At 61.9% G+C, this 18,754-nt stretch carries 17 protein-coding genes and 1 other RNA gene; 4 read left to right on the forward strand and 14 right to left on the reverse strand.

Translation table 11 applies throughout. The features are described from left to right. Position 1: 1 nt before the first annotated feature. The 14 genes from NH234_RS24645 to rsmI form a co-directional block, all read right to left on the reverse strand. Positions 2-976, reverse strand: coding sequence for a D-alanine--D-alanine ligase (locus NH234_RS24645; protein ID WP_007956758.1), 975 nt, complete (start codon positions 974-976; stop codon positions 2-4). Beyond that, a complete protein-coding gene (gene murC / locus NH234_RS24650) occupies positions 973-2,433 on the reverse strand; it encodes a UDP-N-acetylmuramate--L-alanine ligase (protein ID WP_085733672.1) in 1,461 nt (486 codons plus the stop codon). Before murC ends, NH234_RS24645 begins: the two co-directional genes overlap by 4 nt. Then, a complete protein-coding gene (murG, locus tag NH234_RS24655) occupies positions 2,426-3,496 on the reverse strand; it encodes an undecaprenyldiphospho-muramoylpentapeptide beta-N-acetylglucosaminyltransferase (RefSeq protein WP_367254537.1) in 1,071 nt (356 codons plus the stop codon). The genes murC and murG overlap by 8 nt, the downstream gene beginning before the upstream one ends. After that, positions 3,486-4,697, reverse strand: a complete 1,212-nt coding sequence (gene ftsW, locus NH234_RS24660) for a putative lipid II flippase FtsW (RefSeq protein WP_367257241.1) — start codon at positions 4,695-4,697, stop codon at positions 3,486-3,488. The genes murG and ftsW overlap by 11 nt, the downstream gene beginning before the upstream one ends. A 2-nt stretch (positions 4,698-4,699) precedes the next feature. Then, the gene (gene murD, locus NH234_RS24665) at positions 4,700-6,046 is read right to left on the reverse strand and encodes a UDP-N-acetylmuramoyl-L-alanine--D-glutamate ligase (protein WP_085733670.1); all 1,347 of its coding nucleotides are present in this window, start codon (positions 6,044-6,046) and stop codon (positions 4,700-4,702) included. A 5-nt stretch (positions 6,047-6,051) separates the two neighbouring features. Continuing rightward, the gene (gene mraY, locus NH234_RS24670) at positions 6,052-7,134 is read right to left on the reverse strand and encodes a phospho-N-acetylmuramoyl-pentapeptide-transferase (RefSeq protein WP_015096766.1); all 1,083 of its coding nucleotides are present in this window, start codon (positions 7,132-7,134) and stop codon (positions 6,052-6,054) included. Next, positions 7,134-8,501, reverse strand: coding sequence for a UDP-N-acetylmuramoyl-tripeptide--D-alanyl-D-alanine ligase (gene murF, locus NH234_RS24675; RefSeq protein ID WP_367254539.1), 1,368 nt, complete (start codon positions 8,499-8,501; stop codon positions 7,134-7,136). The genes mraY and murF overlap by 1 nt, the downstream gene beginning before the upstream one ends. Then, positions 8,494-9,957 carry a UDP-N-acetylmuramoyl-L-alanyl-D-glutamate--2,6-diaminopimelate ligase gene (locus tag NH234_RS24680; protein WP_367254541.1) on the reverse strand — a complete coding sequence of 488 codons (1,464 nt, stop codon included), beginning with the start codon at positions 9,955-9,957 and terminating at the stop codon, positions 8,494-8,496. Before NH234_RS24680 ends, murF begins: the two co-directional genes overlap by 8 nt. Continuing rightward, positions 9,957-11,696 (reverse strand): peptidoglycan D,D-transpeptidase FtsI family protein, encoded by a 1,740-nt coding sequence (locus tag NH234_RS24685; protein WP_367257242.1) that lies wholly within the window; start codon positions 11,694-11,696, stop codon positions 9,957-9,959. The genes NH234_RS24680 and NH234_RS24685 overlap by 1 nt, the downstream gene beginning before the upstream one ends. After that, on the reverse strand, positions 11,696-11,989 hold the full coding sequence (gene ftsL, locus NH234_RS24690; RefSeq protein WP_007956777.1) for a cell division protein FtsL: 294 nt from the start codon (positions 11,987-11,989) through the stop codon (positions 11,696-11,698). The genes NH234_RS24685 and ftsL overlap by 1 nt, the downstream gene beginning before the upstream one ends. Beyond that, complete coding sequence (gene rsmH / locus NH234_RS24695) at positions 11,986-12,927, reverse strand: 16S rRNA (cytosine(1402)-N(4))-methyltransferase RsmH (protein WP_265815100.1); 942 nt, start codon at positions 12,925-12,927, stop codon at positions 11,986-11,988. Before rsmH ends, ftsL begins: the two co-directional genes overlap by 4 nt. 2 nt (positions 12,928-12,929) lie before the next feature. Continuing rightward, complete coding sequence (mraZ, locus tag NH234_RS24700) at positions 12,930-13,385, reverse strand: division/cell wall cluster transcriptional repressor MraZ (protein ID WP_003205355.1); 456 nt, start codon at positions 13,383-13,385, stop codon at positions 12,930-12,932. A 403-nt stretch (positions 13,386-13,788) separates the two neighbouring features. After that, positions 13,789-14,142, reverse strand: an RNA gene (gene rnpB / locus NH234_RS24705) — RNase P RNA component class A. Between the two features lie 73 nt (positions 14,143-14,215). Continuing rightward, entirely contained in the window at positions 14,216-15,121 is a 906-nt protein-coding gene (rsmI, locus tag NH234_RS24710) for a 16S rRNA (cytidine(1402)-2'-O)-methyltransferase (RefSeq protein ID WP_367257246.1), read from the reverse strand. A gap of 177 nt (positions 15,122-15,298) precedes the next feature. Between rsmI and NH234_RS24715 the strand changes: the two genes are divergently transcribed. The 4 genes from NH234_RS24715 to NH234_RS24730 all read left to right on the forward strand — a co-directional run bounded on the left by NH234_RS24715 (position 15,299) and on the right by NH234_RS24730 (position 18,743). Beyond that, on the forward strand, positions 15,299-17,110 hold the full coding sequence (locus NH234_RS24715; RefSeq protein ID WP_085733664.1) for a penicillin-binding protein activator: 1,812 nt from the start codon (positions 15,299-15,301) through the stop codon (positions 17,108-17,110). Further along, complete coding sequence (locus NH234_RS24720) at positions 17,110-17,472, forward strand: YraN family protein (RefSeq protein ID WP_085733663.1); 363 nt, start codon at positions 17,110-17,112, stop codon at positions 17,470-17,472. Before NH234_RS24715 ends, NH234_RS24720 begins: the two co-directional genes overlap by 1 nt. Positions 17,473-17,574: 102 nt before the next feature. Beyond that, positions 17,575-18,168 carry a phosphoheptose isomerase gene (locus NH234_RS24725; RefSeq protein ID WP_007928463.1) on the forward strand — a complete coding sequence of 198 codons (594 nt, stop codon included), beginning with the start codon at positions 17,575-17,577 and terminating at the stop codon, positions 18,166-18,168. After that, on the forward strand, positions 18,165-18,743 hold the full coding sequence (locus NH234_RS24730; RefSeq protein WP_085709343.1) for a BON domain-containing protein: 579 nt from the start codon (positions 18,165-18,167) through the stop codon (positions 18,741-18,743). The genes NH234_RS24725 and NH234_RS24730 overlap by 4 nt, the downstream gene beginning before the upstream one ends. Positions 18,744-18,754: the final 11 nt, after the last annotated feature.

Below are 18,754 nucleotides of genomic sequence, written 5' to 3' on the forward strand. Positions count from 1 at the left end.
CTTAACCTCGCGCCTCTTTCTTGCCATCGGCATCGACACTGGCGGCCAGAATGGCCAGGACCAGTTGCTGGAAATCCAGACCGGCCGCTTTCGCCGCCATCGGTACCAGGCTGTGATCGGTCATGCCGGGAGCGGTGTTGACTTCCAGGAACCAGAATTTGCCGTCGGCGTCCTGCATCACGTCTGCCCGGCCCCAACCGGCGATACCCAGCGCCTCGCAGGCTTGCGCCGTGAGGTCCATGAGTTCCTTTTCCTTGGCGGCATCGAGCCCGCACGGAATCCGATACTGGGTATCGTTGGCGATGTACTTGGCGTCGTAGTCGTAGAACGTGTGTGGCGTGCCCAGCGCGATAGGAGGCAACACCTGGTCACGCAGGGTGGCGATGGTGAACTCGGGACCGTGGATCCATTGCTCGACCAACACTTGCGAATCGTAGGTACTGGCCGCTTTCCATGCGTCGATCAACTCGGACGCAGAACTCACTTTGGCCATCCCGATACTTGAACCTTCATGCGCCGGTTTGACGATCAAAGGGAAGCCCAGTTCCGTCGCTGCCGAAATACAATCGGCCTCGCTGCGCAGCACGGCGTGACGCGGCGTCGGAATCCCCAACGTGTGCCAGACCTGCTTGGTGCGCAGTTTGTCCATCGCCAGCGCCGAAGCCAGGATGCCGCTGCCGGTGTATGGAATGCCGGCCACTTCAAGCAGGCCTTGCATGCTGCCGTCTTCACCGCCACGACCGTGGAGGATGATGAACGCGCGGTCGATTTTTTCGCTCAGCAAGCGCTGCAGAATGTCTGCGCCGACGTCGATCCCGAACGCGTCCACACCGGCGCTTTGCAGCGCAGTGAGCACAGCGTTGCCGGACTTCAGCGAGACTTCACGCTCGGCACTCAAGCCACCGAACAGCACGGCAACGCGGCCGAAGTCTTTCGGGGCAATGGTGGAGAACAGATTGGCGTAGGCAGCAGTCATTTCAACTTCCCCTCGACCGGCGCCGCCACGGCACCGGCGAACAACTCGCTTTTCAACAGTTTCGGTGCGAGGCCGCCGATGTCACCGGCGCCCTGGCACAGCAGAATGTCGCCGGCACGCAGCAGCGGCTTGACCAGCGGCGCCAGATCGACACCGCGCTCGATGTAGATCGGGTCCAGCTGACCGCGCTGACGGATGCTGTTGCACAGCTTGCGGCTGTCGGCCCCCGGGATCGGCTCTTCGCCGGCCGGATAGACTTCCATCAGCAGCAGCACGTTGGCGTCGGCCAGTACATTGACGAAATCGTCGTACAGGTCACGGGTGCGGCTGTAGCGGTGCGGCTGGTAGACCATCACCAGACGGCGCTCTGGCCAGCCACCGCGCACAGCCTTGATCACCGCCGCGACTTCGGTCGGGTGGTGGCCGTAGTCGTCGACCAGCATCACGTTGCCGCCGTCCACCGGCAGTTCGCCGTAGACCTGGAAGCGTCGGCCGACACCCTGGAACCCGGACAGGCCCTGGACGATGGCTTCATCGCTGACGCCTTCGTCGGTAGCGATGCAGATGGTCGCGAGGGAATTGAGCACGTTGTGGTTGCCCGGCATGTTCACGGACACATCCAGCGGCTCGCGATCAGGGCGCAGCACAGTGAAGAAGGTCTGCATGCCCTGCTGGCGCACATTAATGGCGCGCACGTCAGCGTCTTCGCTGAAGCCGTAGGTCACGGTCGGACGCTTCACCTGCGGCAGGATTTCACGCACCACCGGATCGTCCAGGCACATCACCGCCAAACCGTAGAACGGCAGGTTGTGCAGGAACTCGACGAAGGTTTTCTTCAGTTTGTTGAAGTCACCGTCGTAGGTCGCCATGTGGTCTGCGTCGATGTTGGTGACCACGGCCACCAGCGGTTGCAGGTGCAGGAAGCTGGCGTCGCTCTCGTCGGCCTCGGCGATCAGGTAGCGGCTGGTGCCGAGCTGGGCATTGGTGCCCGCGGCGTTCAGGCGACCACCGATGACGAACGTCGGGTCCAGGCCACCGGCGGCGAACACCGAAGCGATCAGGCTGGTGGTGGTGGTTTTGCCATGGGTACCGGCGACGGCGATGCCGTGGCGGTAGCGCATCAGCTCGGCGAGCATCTCGGCACGCGGCACCACCGGAATACGGCGTTCCAGCGCGGTCGCGACTTCCGGGTTGGAAGTGTTCACGGCACTCGATACCACCAGCACGTCGGCGGCTGCGGCGTTCTCGGCACGGTGGCCGATGAAGATCTGCGCACCGAACGATTCCAGGCGCTCGGTGACCGGCGAAGCCTTGAGGTCGGAGCCGGACACGGCGTAACCCAGGTTCAGCAACACTTCAGCGATACCGCACATGCCCACGCCGCCGATCCCGACGAAGTGGATGCGACGGATGCGGCGCATCTCCGGTTGCGGCATGGCTTTCTGATTCTCAACCATGGGCCACCTCCAGACAGGTATCGACCACGCTGCGGGTGGCTTCGGGTTTTGCCAGACGGCGGGCCGCTCGGGCCATTTCTTCGAGTCGTTGCGGTTGCATCAAGACCTCTGTCAGGCGCGCGGCAAGGTCCGCGGCACCAGTCGTTCTTTGCGGCATCAGGAAGGCAGCGCCTTCGCGGGCCAGATAATCGGCGTTGCGGGTCTGGTGATCGTCGATCGCGTGGGGCAAAGGCACCAGCATCGACGGCAGACCGGCGGCGGCCAGCTCGCTGACGGTCAATGCGCCTGCACGGCACACCACGATGTCAGCCCAGCCATAGGCCTGAGCCATGTCCTTGATGAAAGGCTGCACCTGCGCGTCCACGCCGGCGGCGCGGTAGCGCTCTGCAGTCACTTCATCGTGATTTTTGCCGGCCTGATGAAACACTTCCGGACGCAAATCGGCAGCGACTTGCGACAGGGCTTCAGGCAGCAACTTGTTCAACGGTTCTGCGCCCAGGCTTCCGCCCAGGATCAGCAAACGCGCCTTGCGTCCGGCCAGTGCCGCACGCGGTGTTTCGAGGAACAGCTCGCTGCGCACCGGGTTGCCGGTGGTACGGCGGCTGTCCGACAGGGTAAAGGTGTCGGGGAACGCTTCACACACCCGGGCGGCGAACGGCACCAGCAACCGATTGGCGGTGCCGGCCACGGCGTTCTGTTCGTGAACGATCACCGGCACATCGGCCAGTTTGGCGGCGATGCCGCCGGGGCCGGTCACATAACCACCAAAACCGACCACGCACACCGGACGCAGGCGGCGAATGATCGCCCGCGCCTGCCACACCGACTTCAGCAACATGAACGGCGCCTTGAGCAGCGAAAGCTTGCCCTTGCCGCGCAGGCCGGTGGCGTTGATGCGATGCAATTCGAGGCCGGCAGCCGGCACCAGGTCGTTCTCGATCCCCCGTGGCGTGCCGAGCCAGTGCACGGTGTAGCCGCGCGCCTGGAATTCACGGGCACAGGACAGTGCCGGGAACACGTGGCCGCCGGTACCACCGGCCATGATCAATACGTTAGCGCCCATGGCTCGGCTCCTCGGCGAAGTCGCTCTCATGGAATTCCATCTCTTCACTGCCCAGGTGGGTCCGGCTCTCCCACTCGATCCTCAGCAACAGGCCAAGGCAGGCGCAGCAGATCACCAGGGAACTGCCGCCATAGCTGAGGAACGGCAAGGTCAGGCCCTTGGTCGGCAACAGGCCGACGTTCACGCCGATGTTGATCAGGAACTGACCGATCCACAGGAACGACAGGCCGTAGGCAACATAAGCGGCAAAAAACTGTTTGGCTTTCTCGGCCCACAGACCGATGTACATGCCGCGGATACACACGAACACGAACAGCGCCACGGTGCACAGCGAGCCCACCGCGCCCAGTTCCTCGGCCAGTACCGAGAACACGAAGTCGGTGTGGGCTTCCGGCAGATAGAACTGCTTCTGCACGCTGTTGCCCAGCCCAACACCCAGCCACTCGCCGCGACCGAAGGCGATCAAGGCCTGGGACAATTGATAGCCTGCGCCGAACTGGTCGGCCCACGGGTCGGCGAAGTTGGTCAGACGCGCCATCCGGTACGGTTGCATCTGGATCAGCAACACCACCGCCGCCACCGCCAGCAGCACCATCAGCGAGAACCGGAACAATCCGACCCCGCCCAGAAACAGCATCGCCGCCGCAGCGCCCATCATTACGACGGTGGCACCGAAGTCCGGCTCCATCAGCAACAGGCCCGCCATCGGCAGCAGCACGATGAAAGGCTTGAAGAAGCCCATCCAGCTTTCGCGCACTTCCTTCTGACGACGCACCAGATAACCGGCGAGGTAAATCACCACGAACACCTTGGCGATCTCGGACGGCTGAACGTTGAAGAAGCTGAAACCGATCCAGCGCATCGAACCGTTCACCTCACGGCCGATCCCCGGGACGATCACCATCACCAGCAGGCCGAACGCGCCGATCAGCATCATCCAGCCCAGGCGTTGCCAGGTGGCGATCGGAATCATCATGGTGACGATGCACGCGCCCAGGCCCAGCACCACGTAGATCAGGTGACGGGTCATATAGTAGAGAGCGCTGCCCGACTGCACTGCACCCACCTCGGTGGATGCCGAAGCAATCATGATCAGGCCCAGGCCGAGCAGCGCCAGGCAACCGGCGAGCATCGGGAAATCGAGGTCGATCCCGCGCCCGGTGATGATCGGCGACGGATACGGCTTGATGATGTTTCGCAGACTCATGCCAGATCCTCCACGGCGCGGACGAACTGGTGACCACGGTCTTCGTAATTCTTGAACATGTCGAAACTGGCGCAGGCCGGCGACAGCAGCACCACATCACCCGGTTGGGCAGCGGTGCGGCATTTTTCGACAGCGTCGATCAGTGTGGTGGCACGGATCAGCGGCACCGCATCGCCGATGGCCTCGCCGATCCTGTCGGAATCGCGGCCCATCAGGATCACGGCACGGCAATGGGCCGCTGCCGGATCACGCAGATCCTTGAACTCGGCACCCTTGCCGTCGCCGCCGGCGATCAGCACGACCTTGCCGCTGATGTCCGCGCCCAGGCCCTCGATGGCAGCCAGCGCGGCACCAACGTTGGTGGCTTTGGAATCGTTGTAGTAGCCAACGCCGTCCAGGTCTCGCACCCACTGGCAGCGATGCTCGAGGCCGGCGAAGTTGCGCAGGGCCGCGAGCATGGCGTCGAACGGCAGACCGACCGCATGACCGAGCGCCAGCGCCGCCAAGGCGTTGGACTGGTTGTGGGCACCGCGAATCTTCAGTTCACGCACCGGCATCAGGTTCTGGAATTCGAAGGCCAGGTATTTCTCGCCATTCTCTTCGCGCAGACCGAACGCCTTGAAATCGGGCGTGGTCAGGCCGAAGGTCCAGCATGGCTGGCCCTCGCCCATCAGCGGCCGGGTCAACGCATCCTGCCGGTTGACCACGAACTGCCTGGCGCCACGGAAGATCCGGTGCTTGGCCAGGTGATAGGCCGGCAGACCGCTGTAGCGATCCATGTGGTCTTCACTGATGTTGAGCACGGTCGCCACTTCGGCGTTGAGCTGATCGGTGGTTTCCAGCTGGAAGCTCGACAGCTCCATCACGTACAGCTCGACGTCATCGCTGAGCAGATCCAGCGCCGGCGTACCGAGGTTACCGCCCACGGCCACGCGTTTGCCGGCCGCAGCCGCCATCTCGCCGACCAGGGTGGTGACAGTGCTTTTCGCGTTGGAACCGCTGATGGCCACAATCGGCGCCTTCGCGTTACGCGCGAACAGCTCGATGTCGCCGGACAACTTCACGCCACGGGCCGCGGCGGCTTGCAGGGCCGGGGTCGCCAGCGCCAGGCCGGGGCTCACGTAGAGCTCGTCGGCACGGCACAGGAACTCGACGTCCAGCTCGCCACAACGCACTTCCACGTGCGGATAGTCACGCTGGAGCGTGGCCAGTTCCGGTGGATTTTCCCGCGTGTCGGCCACGGCAAACGCCACGCCCCGGTTCGCCAGGAAGCGAACCAGGGACATGCCGCTCTTGCCGAGGCCGACAACGATGCGGAAGTGGTCAGAAGCGATCAGAGACACTCGTTCTACCTCAGCTTCAGGGTGGCAAGGCCGATCAGCACGAGAATCACGGTGATGATCCAGAAACGGACGATCACGCGCGGCTCGGGCCAGCCTTTGAGTTCAAAGTGGTGGTGTATCGGCGCCATGCGGAACACACGGCGACCGGTCAGCTTAAAGGAAGCAACCTGAATGACGACTGACAGGGTTTCCATCACGAACACGCCGCCCATGATGAACAGGACGATTTCCTGACGGACGATCACCGCGATGGTGCCCAGGGCTGCGCCCAGCGCCAGTGCGCCGACGTCACCCATGAAGACTTGTGCCGGGTAGGTGTTGAACCACAGGAAGCCCAGACCGGCGCCGATCAGCGCGCCGCAGAACACGATCAACTCGCCCGCGCCCGGTACGTACGGGATCAACAGGTATTCAGCGAATTTCACGTTACCCGACAGGTAGCAGAAGATGCCCAGGCCACCGCCGACCATCACCGTCGGCATGATCGCCAGACCGTCGAGGCCGTCGGTCAGGTTGACCGCGTTGCTCGAGCCGACGATCACGAAGTAGGTCAGCACGATGAAACCGGCGCCCAGCGGAATGCTGTAGTCCTTGAGCATCGGCAGGATCAGGGTGGTTTCCACCGGAGTGGCGGCAGTCATATAAAGGAAGATCGCCGCGCCGAGGCCGAACACCGACTGCCAGAAATATTTCCAGCGGCTTGGCAGGCCACGGGAGTTCTTCTCGATCACCTTGCGGTAATCGTCAACCCAGCCGATGGCGCCGAACAGCAGGGTCACCAGCAACACGACCCACACGTAACGGTTGCTCAGGTCAGCCCACAACAGGGTGCTGACGCCGATCGAAGACAGAATCAGTGCGCCGCCCATGGTCGGCGTACCGGATTTTGACAGGTGCGATTGCGGACCATCGTTACGAACCGATTGGCCGATCTGACGGTTCTGCAGGGTGCGGATCATCCACGGGCCGTAGCACAGCGACAGGACGAGCGCGGTCAGCACACCGAGGATCCCGCGCAGGGTCAGGTACTGGAAGACCGCGAAGCCTTTGTAGAACTGTTGCAGATACTCCGCTAGCAGCAGCAGCATTAATGTTTCTCCAGACTGGACCCGCACAGGGCCGCAACGATGTTTTCCATCGCCGCGCTGCGCGAACCCTTGATCAAAATAGTGGTGTTTTTGTCCTGCTCGGCACCGAGGGCCTGGATCAGTTCGGCCTGTGTGCCGAAGTGATGCGCCTCTTGGCCGAATGCGTTCACGGCGTGGACCATGTTCGGCCCGACGGCGTAAAGCGCGGAAACCTTGCCCCGGGCGTATTCGCCCACGTCGCGGTGCCCCTGCTCCGCCCAGTCGCCCAACTCGCCGATATCCCCGAGCACCAGGACGGTGCGGCCGGAAAAGCCGGCGAGTATATCAACGGCCGCGCACATCGAGGTGGGGTTCGCGTTGTAAGTGTCATCGATCACGCGCATGCCGTTTTTCGCCAGTTGCGCGACGGTGCGACCCTTGACCGGCTGTACTGCGCCAAGCCCGGTGGCGATGCCGAACAGCGACACGCCCAGGGCGTGAGCGGCAGCAGCGGCGGCCAAGGCATTGGCAACGTTATGGGTGCCGAGCAGGTTCAGTTGAACCCGTTCCACACCTTCAGGACTGTGCAGGTTGAACGCCGGGCAGCCACGGGCATCGGTGGCCAGCTCGCTGGCGTGGAAATCCGCCTGCGAGTTGCTCAGGGCAAAGGTCAGCACCTTGCGACCGGCAGCGCGGGTCTTCCAGATACCGAACGCCTTGTCATCGAGATTCAGCACGGCAATGCCGTCAGCCGCCAGCCCTTCGATGATTTCGCCCTTGGCTTCGACGATTTTCTCCGGCCCGCCAAACTCGCCGACATGGGCGGTCCCGGCGTTGTTGAGGATCGCCACGTGTGGCTTGGTCAGCCCTACGGTGTAGGCGATTTCACCCAGACGCGAGGCGCCCAGTTCGATCACCGCCGCGCTGTGTTCCGGGGCGAGTTCGAGCAGGGTCAGCGGTACGCCGAGGTCGTTGTTCAGGTTGCCACGGGTCGCGTGTACCGAACCGCGCGTGCGCAGGATGCTCGCGAGCATTTCCTTGACCGTGGTCTTGCCGCTGGAGCCGGTCACGGCCGCGACCGGTCTGGTGAACGCGGCACGGTTCAGCGCACCCAATTGGCCGAGCGCCTGTCGGGTGTCCTTGACCAACAATTGCGGCAGCGTGCTGTCGGCGACTTCGCGCTCGACCAATGCAGCAACGGCGCCTTTTGCGGCGACTTCATTCAGATAGTCATGACCGTCGAAACGCGGGCCGGTCAGGGCGATAAACAGTTGGCCGGCCCTGATGGCGCGGCTGTCGATGCTCACGCCGTCGAAGCTGGCGTCCGCGCTGATCAGCCGCGCGTCGAGTGCGTTGGTCAGTTCGCTGAGTTTCAGGGCCTTAAGCATGGGCCACCTCCCACGCGGTCAGGGCATGATCGGCCTCGACCAGATCAGAGAATGCGTGGCGCTCGCCGTTGATTTCCTGATAGTCCTCGTGACCTTTGCCGGCCAGAACGATCACGTCATCCGCCGAAGCGCTGGCGATCAGTTGTGCGATGGCCTGGCCGCGACCGGCCACGAATGTGACGTTATCCACAGCCGTGAAGCCGGCGCGGATGTCATCGAAAATCACCGCCGGATCTTCGGTGCGCGGATTGTCGTCGGTGACCAGCACGCGGTCGGCCAGACGCTCGACCACTTCGGCCATCAGCGGTCGCTTGCCGCGATCGCGATCACCGCCGCAGCCGAACAGGCACAGCAGTTGACCTTTGACGTGCGGGCGCAAAGCGGTCAGAACTTTTTCCAGCGCATCCGGGGTGTGGGCGTAATCGACCACCACCAGCGGCTGGGTGCCACCGCCGAGACGCTGCATGCGTCCGGCCGGGCCTTCGAGTTTTGGCAGCACCTTGAGGATTTCGTCGAGGGCGTAGTCCAGGCCGAGCAAGGCGCCGACCGCAGCCAGGACGTTGCTCAGGTTGAAACGGCCCAGCAACGTGCTGCGCAGATGATGTTCGCCCTGCGGCGTCACCAGCGTGGCACGCACGCCATGGTCGTCGAACTGCGCTTCACGGACATACAGATAGGCGCTGCTGTCGAGCAGGCTATAGGTGATCAGACGCGACTCACGTTTTTCAGCGGCCAGTTGCCGGCCGAAATCGTCATCCAGATTGACCACGCGGCACTTCAAGTCATTCCAGGCAAACAGCTTGGCCTTCGCTTCTGCATAGGCCTCCATGGTGCCGTGGTAATCGAGATGATCGCGGGACAGGTTGGTCATCACCGCGACGTCGAACGCCAGTGCGGTGACTCGGCCCTGATCCAGACCATGGGACGAAACTTCCATGGCCACGGCTTTGGCGCCAGCCTTTTTCAGGTCGCCCAGGGTCGCTTGCATGGCGATCGGATTCGGCGTGGTGTGCAGGCCGCTTTGCAGCGAGCCGTGGAAACCGGAGCCCAAGGTGCCGACGATGCCGCAATGCTGACCGAGCAGGTCCAGCGCCTGCGCCACCAGCTGAGTCACGCTGGTCTTGCCGTTGGTGCCAGTGACGCCAATCAGATTCATATGATGACTTGGCTCACCATAAAAACGCCCGGCGATGTCCGACAGCTGCGCCGCCAGGCCTTTGACCGGAATCAGCGGCACTTCGGTGATCGGCAGCACGGTGGCGCCTTCCACTTCATAAGCCACGGCAGCGGCGCCGCGCTGCAAGGCGTCGGCGATGTGCGAACGACCGTCGAACTTGCCGCCTGGCACGGCGAGGAACAGGTCACCCGCGCGCACGTTGCGACTATCGAGCGCCAGTTCACGGATCAACAGATCGTGGCCGGCGTGGGGAAAAATCTTGTTCAGACTAAGAGACATCAGCCGCGCCCTCCATTGGCTTTCAGCGGTACGGCCGGGGTGGCATTGGCCTGTTGTGTTGTCGGCAGGTTGTCCGGGGTAACGTTCATCAGACGCAGGGTGCCGGACATCACACGGCTGAACACCGGCGCCGAAACCAGACCGCCGAAGTAACCGGCCTTGCTCGGTTCATCGATCACTACGACGATGGCGTAACGCGGATCGCTCATCGGGCCGAAACCGGCGAACAATGAACGGTACGAGTTTTCGGCGTAACCCTTGGTGCCGACCGAAGTCTTGCGCGCAGTACCCGACTTGCCCGCTACGTGATAGGCCGGTACCTGCGCACGGAATACACCGCGCGGGGCCTCGATCACTTGTTGCAGCATGCCTTGCATGGTTTTCGCGACAGCTTCCGGCAGCACCTGGGTGGTCTGCGGCGCCTTGTCGGTTTTGATCAGGGTCAGCGGCGCGAGGCGACCGTTGTTGGCCAGCGCCGAGAAAGCGTGCACCAGCTGAATTGCGGTCACCGAAATACCGTAGCCGTAGGACAGCGTTGCGGTTTCGGCCTTACGCCACTCGCGGTAGTTCGGCAGGTTGCCGACACGTTCGCCCGGGAAGCCGAGGCCGGTGTCCTGGCCGAGGCCGACTTTCTGTGCGAGACGGAAAATGGTTTCGCCGCCGATATCGAACGCGACCTTACTCATGCCGACGTTACTGGAATTGATCAGAATGCCGGTCAGATCGAGTACCGGACCTTCGGTCTTCGACACGTCCTTGATGGTGTATTTGCCGATCTGCAGGGAGCCCGGATACACCTCGACGGTGTCACTCGGTTTCCAGCGCCCAGTCTCGATCGCGGCGCTCATCGAGATCGCTTTCATGGTCGAACCCGGTTCGAACACGTCGATCATCGCGCGATTACGCATCATCGCCGGTTGCAGGTTGCGACGGTTGTTCGGGTTGTAGGTCGGCTGATTGACCATGGCGAGGATCTCGCCAGTCTTCACGTCCATGATCACCAGACTGCCGGCCTTGGCGCCATTTTCGATGATCGCGTTGCGCAGCTCGCGGTTGGCCAGGTATTGCAGACGCAGGTCAATGGACAACGCCAAGGGCTTGCCGGCCTTGGCGTTCTTGGTGACCTGGACATCCTTGATCAGCCGTCCGCGCCGATCCTTGATGACCTGCCGCTTGCCGGGTACGCCGGCCAGCCATTCGTCGTAGGCCAGTTCGACGCCTTCACGACCGTGGTCATCGATGTCGGTGAACCCGACCATGTGCGCGGTGACTTCACCGGCCGGATAGAACCGGCGGAATTCTTCGATGCCGTAGACGCCCGGCACTTTCAGGTCGAGCACGGCCTGGCCCTGCTCGGGGGTCAGCCCGCGCACCAGATAAATGAATTCTTTATTCGCCTGGGCCTCAAGACGCTCGGCCAGGGCTTTCGGATCCTGGCCCAGGGCAGCGGCGAGCGCCGGCCACTTTTCCTTGGCCAGTTGCATTTCCTTGGCGTTGGCCCACAGGGTGGTCACCGGCGTACTCACGGCCAGAGGCTCGCCATTGCGGTCAGTGATCAGACCACGGTGTGCGGGAATCGGAATATGACGAACGCTGCGCGCATCGCCCTGACCTTTGAGGAAGTCACGGTCGATAACCTGGAGGTCGATGATGCGCCAGCAGATCGCCGCCACCATCACGCCGAGCAGACCGACGACCAGACGGAAGCGCCACGGGAAGAGAGCCCCTTCGAGTTTCATCATGGCGCCACCATCTTCACGTCAGCCGCGCCGGGGATGTGCATCTTGAGTTGTTCGGTGGCCAGCACTTCGATCCGGCTGTGGGCGGTCCAGGTGCTTTGCTCGAGAATCAGGCGCCCCCACTCGGCCTGCGCCTTGTCGCGCACGCTGAGCTCGTTGTAAAGGGTATTGAGCAACTGCCGGTTCCAGTGGGCGCTATAGGACACGCCGATGGCCGACACGAGTACGCCGATGAACAGCAGCAGCATGAAAAAGCTGCCGCCGGGCAGTGGCTTGGCGAAAAGCTTGCTCACCGCAGCTTCTCCGCGACGCGCATGACGGCGCTACGGGAACGTGGGTTGGCTTTGAGTTCGGCGTCGGAGGCCGTCTGCGCTTTGCCATGGATCTTGATTTTCGGTTCGAACGCGACGTGGCGAACCGGCAGGTTGCGCGGCAGGTTGTCGGCTTCGCCTTTCACCAGCTTGCGCATGAACAATTTGACGATACGGTCTTCCAGCGAGTGGAAGCTGATCACGACCAGGCGGCCGCCCACTTCCAGGCATTCGAGCGCGGCTTCAAGGCCCGCTTCCAGATCGCCCAGTTCGTTGTTGACGTGAATGCGCAGGCCCTGGAATGCACGGGTGGCCGGGTTCTTGCCCTTTTCCCACGCCGGGTTGGCGACTTTCAGCACTTCGGCCAGATCGGCGGTGCGCTCGAACGGAGTGATGTCGCGGCGCTCGGCCACGGCACGGGCCATGCGGCCGGAGAAACGCTCTTCGCCATATTCCTTGAACACCCGGGCGATTTCTTCTACCGGCGCAGTGTTGACGAACTCCGCCGCACTGATGCCACGGGACGGATCCATGCGCATGTCCAGCGGGCCATCGTTGAGGAAGCTGAAGCCGCGCTCGGCGTCATCGAGCTGCGGCGAGGACACGCCGAGGTCGAGCAGAATGCCGCTGACCTTGCCGGCCAGACCGCGCTCGGCAACCACCGAGCCGAGCTCGGCAAAGCTGCGCTGCACAACGACAAAGCGGCCGTCTTCGGCCGCTAGCGTTTGCCCGGTGGCAATCGCTTGTGGATCTTTGTCGAATCCGATGAGCCGGCCATCCGGGCCGAGCTTGCTGAGGATCAACCGACTGTGCCCGCCGCGCCCGAACGTGCCGTCCAGATAGCAGCCATCAGGACGTACGGCGAGAGCCTCGACGGCTTCGTCAAGCAGTACGGTGATGTGGTTAAAGCCGCTATCAATAGTCACAGGATCAGATCACGCAGTTCGTCAGGCATGGCGCCCGGTTGTTGTATGGCAGCCAGGTCAGCGGCAGAAACCGCGTTCCAGGCATCTTCGTCCCACAGTTGGAACTTGTTCAGTTGGCCGACCAGCATCGCGCGCTTGTCCAGCTTTGCGTATTCGCGCAGGCGCGGCGGCACCAGAAAACGACCACTGCCGTCGAGTTCAAGGTCGACGGCGTTACCAATCAATAAACGTTGCAGACGACGGTTCTCTTCGCGGAGCGAAGGAAGCGCGCGCAATTTGGTTTCAATAATTTCCCACTCATCGAGCGGGTAGACACACAGGCACGGATCAACGGCATCAATGGTCACGATCAACTGGCCGGAACTACGCGAAACGAGCTCGTCACGGTACCGGCTCGGCATGGCGAGACGGCCCTTTGCGTCGAGACTGATAGCGTTAGCTCCGCGAAACACGTCTGCGTTTCTCCAATTTTTATCGTTTTGAGCTCAAAAAACCCACTTCATGCCACTTTCCGCCACTTGCGCACACTATAGGAATGCGCCCACCACACCGTCAAGGCGCGGATCAAAGGAAAACCCTTACAGAACGGAGATTTAGGAGCATAAAAGGAGGAGCAACGAGAATCCGGCGGATGCTTTTATCCAATAACTTGATGCAGCACTGAAAGCTGCGCTCGAAAGTTAAAGTAATTTGTTAAGAGTAAGATTTTTTCGGTATTACAAAAGCGCTTCTGCTGTTGATTGAAGCAAGGTGGGAAATGGCTATTACTGCGGTTGCCGCTGCCGGACTTCCAGAGCAGGCCTGCTGATAATAAACAGCCCTGTCGCCTTTAATTCAAGCAGGGAAAAGAAAAAGGTGGAGAGTCGATCTGTAAGCCGGGTTCTGTCTTGAACAGTCATTCGTCTACGATGGCCATCACTGGACATCTTTAGCAACCTACCCGGTCCCAGCGCGGGCCACGCCTTGGGACCCTATTTGGTCTTGCTCCAAGTGGGGTTTACCTAGCCACGAACTGTTGCCAGACGTGCGGTGCGCTCTTACCGCACCTTTTCACCCTTACCGGCGCCGAAGCGCTTAGGCGGTTATTTTCTGTGGCACTTTCCGTAGGCTCACGCCCCCCAGGCATTACCTGGCACTTCGCCCTATGGAGCCCGGACTTTCCTCCCCCCCCTAATTTTCATAGAGGGCAGCGACTGTCCGATCGACTCTCCGCCGCGCAGGTTAACGGCAGAGCGCCCGAAGAACAAGCGCTAATAGCCCGCAAACCGGTCTGCGCGACGGGTTACGTGCCTTTTTGCTGATCCAGCGCCACCTGATACAGCACGTTTTTGCGCTCACCGGTGATTTGCGCCGCCAGAGCCGCGGCACGCTTGAGCGGCATCTCTTCGAGCAACAGATTGAGGACGCGCATTGCCTCGCTGCTGACAGCGTCTTCGGATTCCGGCGCAGTGTAGCCAGCCACCACCACAACACATTCGCCACGTTGCTGATTGCTGTCTGCCTCAACGAACGCACGCAACTCGGCCAGCGGCAGGCCCTTGAGTGTTTCAAAGGTCTTGGTGATTTCACGGGCGAGCAATGCCGGGCGATCAGCACCGAACACGGCCTCCATATCTTGCAGGCACTCGAGGATACGATGCGGCGCCTCGTAGAAAATCAATGTGCGCGGTTCTTCCTTGATGGCTTCAAGGCGCGCCTTTCGACCAACAGCCTTGGCCGGCAGGAAACCCTCAAAGATGAAACGGTCGGATGGCAGACCGGCCGCCGACAGCGCCGCGATCAATGCACAGGCACCCGGCACCGGCACCACATTGATCCCGGCGGCACGGGCCTGACGCACCAGGTGATAACCCGGATCTGAAATCAGCGGCGTACCGGCATCGGAAATCAGCGCCACATTCTCGCCAGCCAACAGACGAGTGATGAAGCGACTGCCCTCATCACGTTCGTTGTGCTCATGGCAGGCCGCAAGCGGCGTGCTGATACCGAAATGCTGCATCAGTCGCTGTGAGTGGCGCGTGTCTTCGGCGGCAATCAGCGCCACTTCTCGCAGAATCTTCAACGCCCGGGCGCTGATGTCATCCAGGTTGCCGATGGGCGTCGCCACCACATAAAGCGAGCCCGCAGCGGAATTCAAAGCACCTGGAGCAGTCAAAGCGCACACCTCATGATCGGTAAAAGCCGCCATTGTAGCGCGTCGCGCGACCGACGATGCGGTCGCGGCAGACATGGTTTGTCGCACCATTGTGCGGTCGCGCAACATTTACATCAGCTAAATTGACGGTTTCACACCAGTAACATCGCGCCCCGGCCAGCGCTTGGGTACAATTCGACGCTAATTTGATCGAGTATCAGGAACACTTACATGATCGCTTGCCTGCGGCTGTTCACTGCCCTCTGCCTCGCTGCCTTGCTGGCGGCTTGCGCCAGCTCCCCTTCCTCCAGCCTTGGCGAACTTCCACGGACTCCGGATGCCAGCATCGAGCAACTGCTCGAACAGGCTGCCCAGGCCAAATCGCCGGACAAAGCTGCGCTGCTACGCCTGAGTGCGGCGGACATGGCTTATCGCCAGGGCAATGCCGGACAGTCCGCGCAAATCCTGCAACAGGTGCCGATGGAGCAACTCCAGCCGGGTCAGCAGGCATTCGCCAGCACCCTGGCCGCTGAACTGGCCATGACCCGCAACCAGCCGAAAGCCGCGCTGGCAGCCCTGAATCATCCAAGCCTGCAGCGCTTGAGCGAAATGTCGATTCCGTTGCAGGTTCGCGCCGGCACTGTTCACGCCCGCGCCCTTGAAGCCGACGGCCAGACACTGGCTGCCGCTCGTGAGCGCATCTTCATCGCACCGATGCTGGAAGGCGAAGCCGCCAGCAAGAACCATGAAGCGATCTGGACCCTGATTGCGTCGCTTCCGACCGATCAACTGCAACCGAATACCACCGATGACCTCGGAGGCTGGATGAGCCTGGCCCTGGCAGTGAAAACCGCCGGCACCCTGGAGCAACAGCAAGCCGCCATCGATGCCTGGCGCTCGCAGCACCCGAAACACCCGGCCGCGATCAACCTGCCACTGCCATTGACCAAACTCAAGGAACTGGCCAGCCAGCCTCTGAGCAAGATCGCCCTGCTGCTGCCACAAGACGGCCAACTGGCCTCGGTCGGCAAAGCACTGCGTGACGGCTTCATGGCTGCGCACTACCAGGCTCAGCAAGCCGGTCAGAAACCACCAGCCATCGTGTTCTACGACAGCTCGCACCTGACCTCCATGGACGAGTTCTACCGCAAGGCCCAGGCCGACGGCGTGCAACTGGTTGTCGGGCCGCTGGAAAAACCACTGGTCAAACAGTTGAGCACCCGCCCGCAACTGCCGATCACCACTCTTGCGCTGAACTACAGCGAAGGCGACCAAGGCCCGGCGCAACTGTTCCAGTTCGGCCTCGCCGCTGAAGACGAAGCCCGCGAAGTGTCCCGCCGCGCTCGTGCCGACGGTCTGCACCGCGCCGCGATCATGGTGCCGAAAGGCGAATGGGGCGACCGCGTCCTGCGCGCGTTCAGCCAGGACTGGCAAGCCAATGGCGGCAGCATCGTCGCCACCGAGCGCGTCGATCAGCCTGTGCAACTGGCCCAGCAGATCGCCGACATGTTCCAGCTGCGCCAGAGCGAAGCCCGTGCCAAGAGCCTGCAGAATGCTGCCGGCACCAACGTCGCCGCCCAGCCTTCGCGTCGCCAGGACATCGAGTTCATTTTCCTCGCCGCGACTCCGCAACAGGCCCAGCAGATCAAGCCGACCCTGAACTTCCAGTACGCTGGTGACGTTCCGGTCTACGCGACCTCCCACGTATTCAGCGCCAGCGGCGACGTGAACCAGTACAACGACATGAACGGTGTGCGCTTCTGCGAAACCCCATGGTTGCTGGACGCCAACGATCCGCTGCGCAAACAAGTCACCGCACAGTGGCCACAAGCTGCCGGCAGCCTCGGCCGCCTGTACGCGATGGGGGTTGACGCCTACCGCCTGGCGCCACGCCTTGATCAACTCAAGGCGCTGCCGGACAGCCGCATCGATGGCCTGTCGGGTAGCCTGGGCATGACTCAAACCCAACGTGTCGTGCGTCAACTGCCATGGGCCCAGTTCGTCAGCGGTCAGGTTCAACGCCTGCCGGACACCCCGCGCTGATGCCCGACACGTCACACCTACAAAGCGGCAAAGATGCCGAGCGCCAGGCGCTCGAGCATCTGCAACACCAGGGGCTGCGCCTGCTGGCGCAGAACTGGTTATGTAAACGCGGCGAGCTTGATCTGGTCATGCTTGATGGCGATACAGTAGTATTCGTCGAAGTACGTTACCGAAAGAACACTCAATGGGGTGGAGCGCTCGACAGTATTGACGGGCGCAAACGGCAGAAACTGATTTTCGCCGCACAGTATTTTCTTCAGCGCGAGTCGCGTTGGGCCAATTCCCCCTGCCGCTTCGACGTGGTGGCCATCGACAGCCACCAGGGTCAGTTGAACTGGTTGCAGAATGCGTTCGACAGTTGATCGCCTGCGCCAACCTGAACATTTTCACTCAACACTTTTGCTCTTTGCTTTGCGGGCTGCACATTCACGTGCCGGACAGCCGCGCTAATTAAGGTCACACAGATGGACATGCAATCCCGAATTCGCCAGCTTTTTCAGGCCAGTATCGACACCAAGCAACAGGCGATGGACGTACTTGCACCGCACATCGAGCAAGCCAGCCAAGTGATGGTCAACGCCTTGCTCAACGAGGGGAAAATGCTCTCGTGCGGTAACGGCGGCTCGGCCGGCGACGCCCAGCACTTTTCTTCGGAGCTGCTCAACCGCTTCGAGCGTGAGCGCCCGAGCCTGCCGGCCATCGCCCTGACCACCGACAGCTCGACCATCACCTCGATCGCCAACGACTACAGCTATAACGAAGTGTTCTCCAAGCAGATCCGCGCACTCGGTCAGCCAGGCGACGTATTGCTGGCGATTTCGACCAGCGGCAACTCGGCGAACATTATTCAAGCGATCCAGGCCGCACATGATCGAGAAATGATTGTCGTAGCATTGACCGGACGCGATGGCGGCGGCATGGCGTCGCTGCTGCTGCCCGAGGACGTCGAGATTCGCGTACCGGCCAATGTCACCGCACGTATTCAGGAAGTCCACTTGCTGGCGATCCATTGCCTTTGTGATCTGATCGACAGCCAACTGTTCGGGAGTGAAGAATGACCCCTAATCGCCTTGGCCTTCTGGCCTTGACCCTGTGCCTCGGCATTACTGGCTGCACCTCCGTGGTGAATGCCAGCCGCGAAGCACCGATCGAAGACGATCGCGGCACCCGCACCTTCGGCAGCAAGATCGACGATTCATTGATCGAGACCAAAGTCGGCGTCAACGTGGCCAAGGCCGATCCGGGCCTGGACAATGACTCGCACATCGTCGTCACCAGCTTCAACGGCATCGTGCTGCTGGCCGGCCAGACCCCGCGCGAAGACCTCAAGGCCAAGGCCGAACAGGCGGCTGCCAACGTGCAACGGGTGAAGAAAGTGCACAACGAACTGCAAGTGATTGCGCCTTCGAGCTTCCTCGCCCGCCAGAACGATTCCTGGCTGACGACCAAGATCAAGACCCAGATGCTCACCGACGCCAGCATCCCCGGGTCGCGCATCAAAGTCGTGACCGAGAACGGCATCGTCTATCTGCTCGGCCTGCTGACCAAACAGGAAGCGGCCCAGGCCACCAATCTGGTGCAGGGCGTTTCCGGCGTGCAGAAAATTGTGAAGCTGTTCGAATACATCGACTGATTTGCAACTCG

The sequence above is a fragment of the Pseudomonas sp. stari2 genome (assembly GCF_040760005.1).
GTDB lineage: Bacteria > Pseudomonadota > Gammaproteobacteria > Pseudomonadales > Pseudomonadaceae > Aquipseudomonas.

Excerpts from the sequence above, each read along its gene's own strand:
- NH234_RS24645 (WP_007956758.1), bottom strand. The coding sequence starts at position 976 with ATGACTGCTGCCTACGCCAATCTGTTCTCCACCATTGCCCCGAAAGAC.
- murC (WP_085733672.1), bottom strand. The coding sequence starts at position 2,433 with ATGGTTGAGAATCAGAAAGCCATGCCGCAACCGGAGATGCGCCGCATC.
- murG (WP_367254537.1), bottom strand. The coding sequence starts at position 3,496 with ATGGGCGCTAACGTATTGATCATGGCCGGTGGTACCGGCGGCCACGTG.
- mraY (WP_015096766.1), bottom strand. The coding sequence starts at position 7,134 with ATGCTGCTGCTGCTAGCGGAGTATCTGCAACAGTTCTACAAAGGCTTC.
- murF (WP_367254539.1), bottom strand. The coding sequence starts at position 8,501 with ATGCTTAAGGCCCTGAAACTCAGCGAACTGACCAACGCACTCGACGCG.
- NH234_RS24680 (WP_367254541.1), bottom strand. The coding sequence starts at position 9,957 with ATGTCTCTTAGTCTGAACAAGATTTTTCCCCACGCCGGCCACGATCTG.
- NH234_RS24685 (WP_367257242.1), bottom strand. The coding sequence starts at position 11,696 with ATGAAACTCGAAGGGGCTCTCTTCCCGTGGCGCTTCCGTCTGGTCGTC.
- rsmI (WP_367257246.1), bottom strand. The coding sequence starts at position 15,121 with ATGGCGGCTTTTACCGATCATGAGGTGTGCGCTTTGACTGCTCCAGGT.
- NH234_RS24715 (WP_085733664.1), top strand. The coding sequence starts at position 15,299 with ATGATCGCTTGCCTGCGGCTGTTCACTGCCCTCTGCCTCGCTGCCTTG.
- NH234_RS24720 (WP_085733663.1), top strand. The coding sequence starts at position 17,110 with ATGCCCGACACGTCACACCTACAAAGCGGCAAAGATGCCGAGCGCCAG.
- NH234_RS24725 (WP_007928463.1), top strand. The coding sequence starts at position 17,575 with ATGGACATGCAATCCCGAATTCGCCAGCTTTTTCAGGCCAGTATCGAC.
- NH234_RS24730 (WP_085709343.1), top strand. The coding sequence starts at position 18,165 with ATGACCCCTAATCGCCTTGGCCTTCTGGCCTTGACCCTGTGCCTCGGC.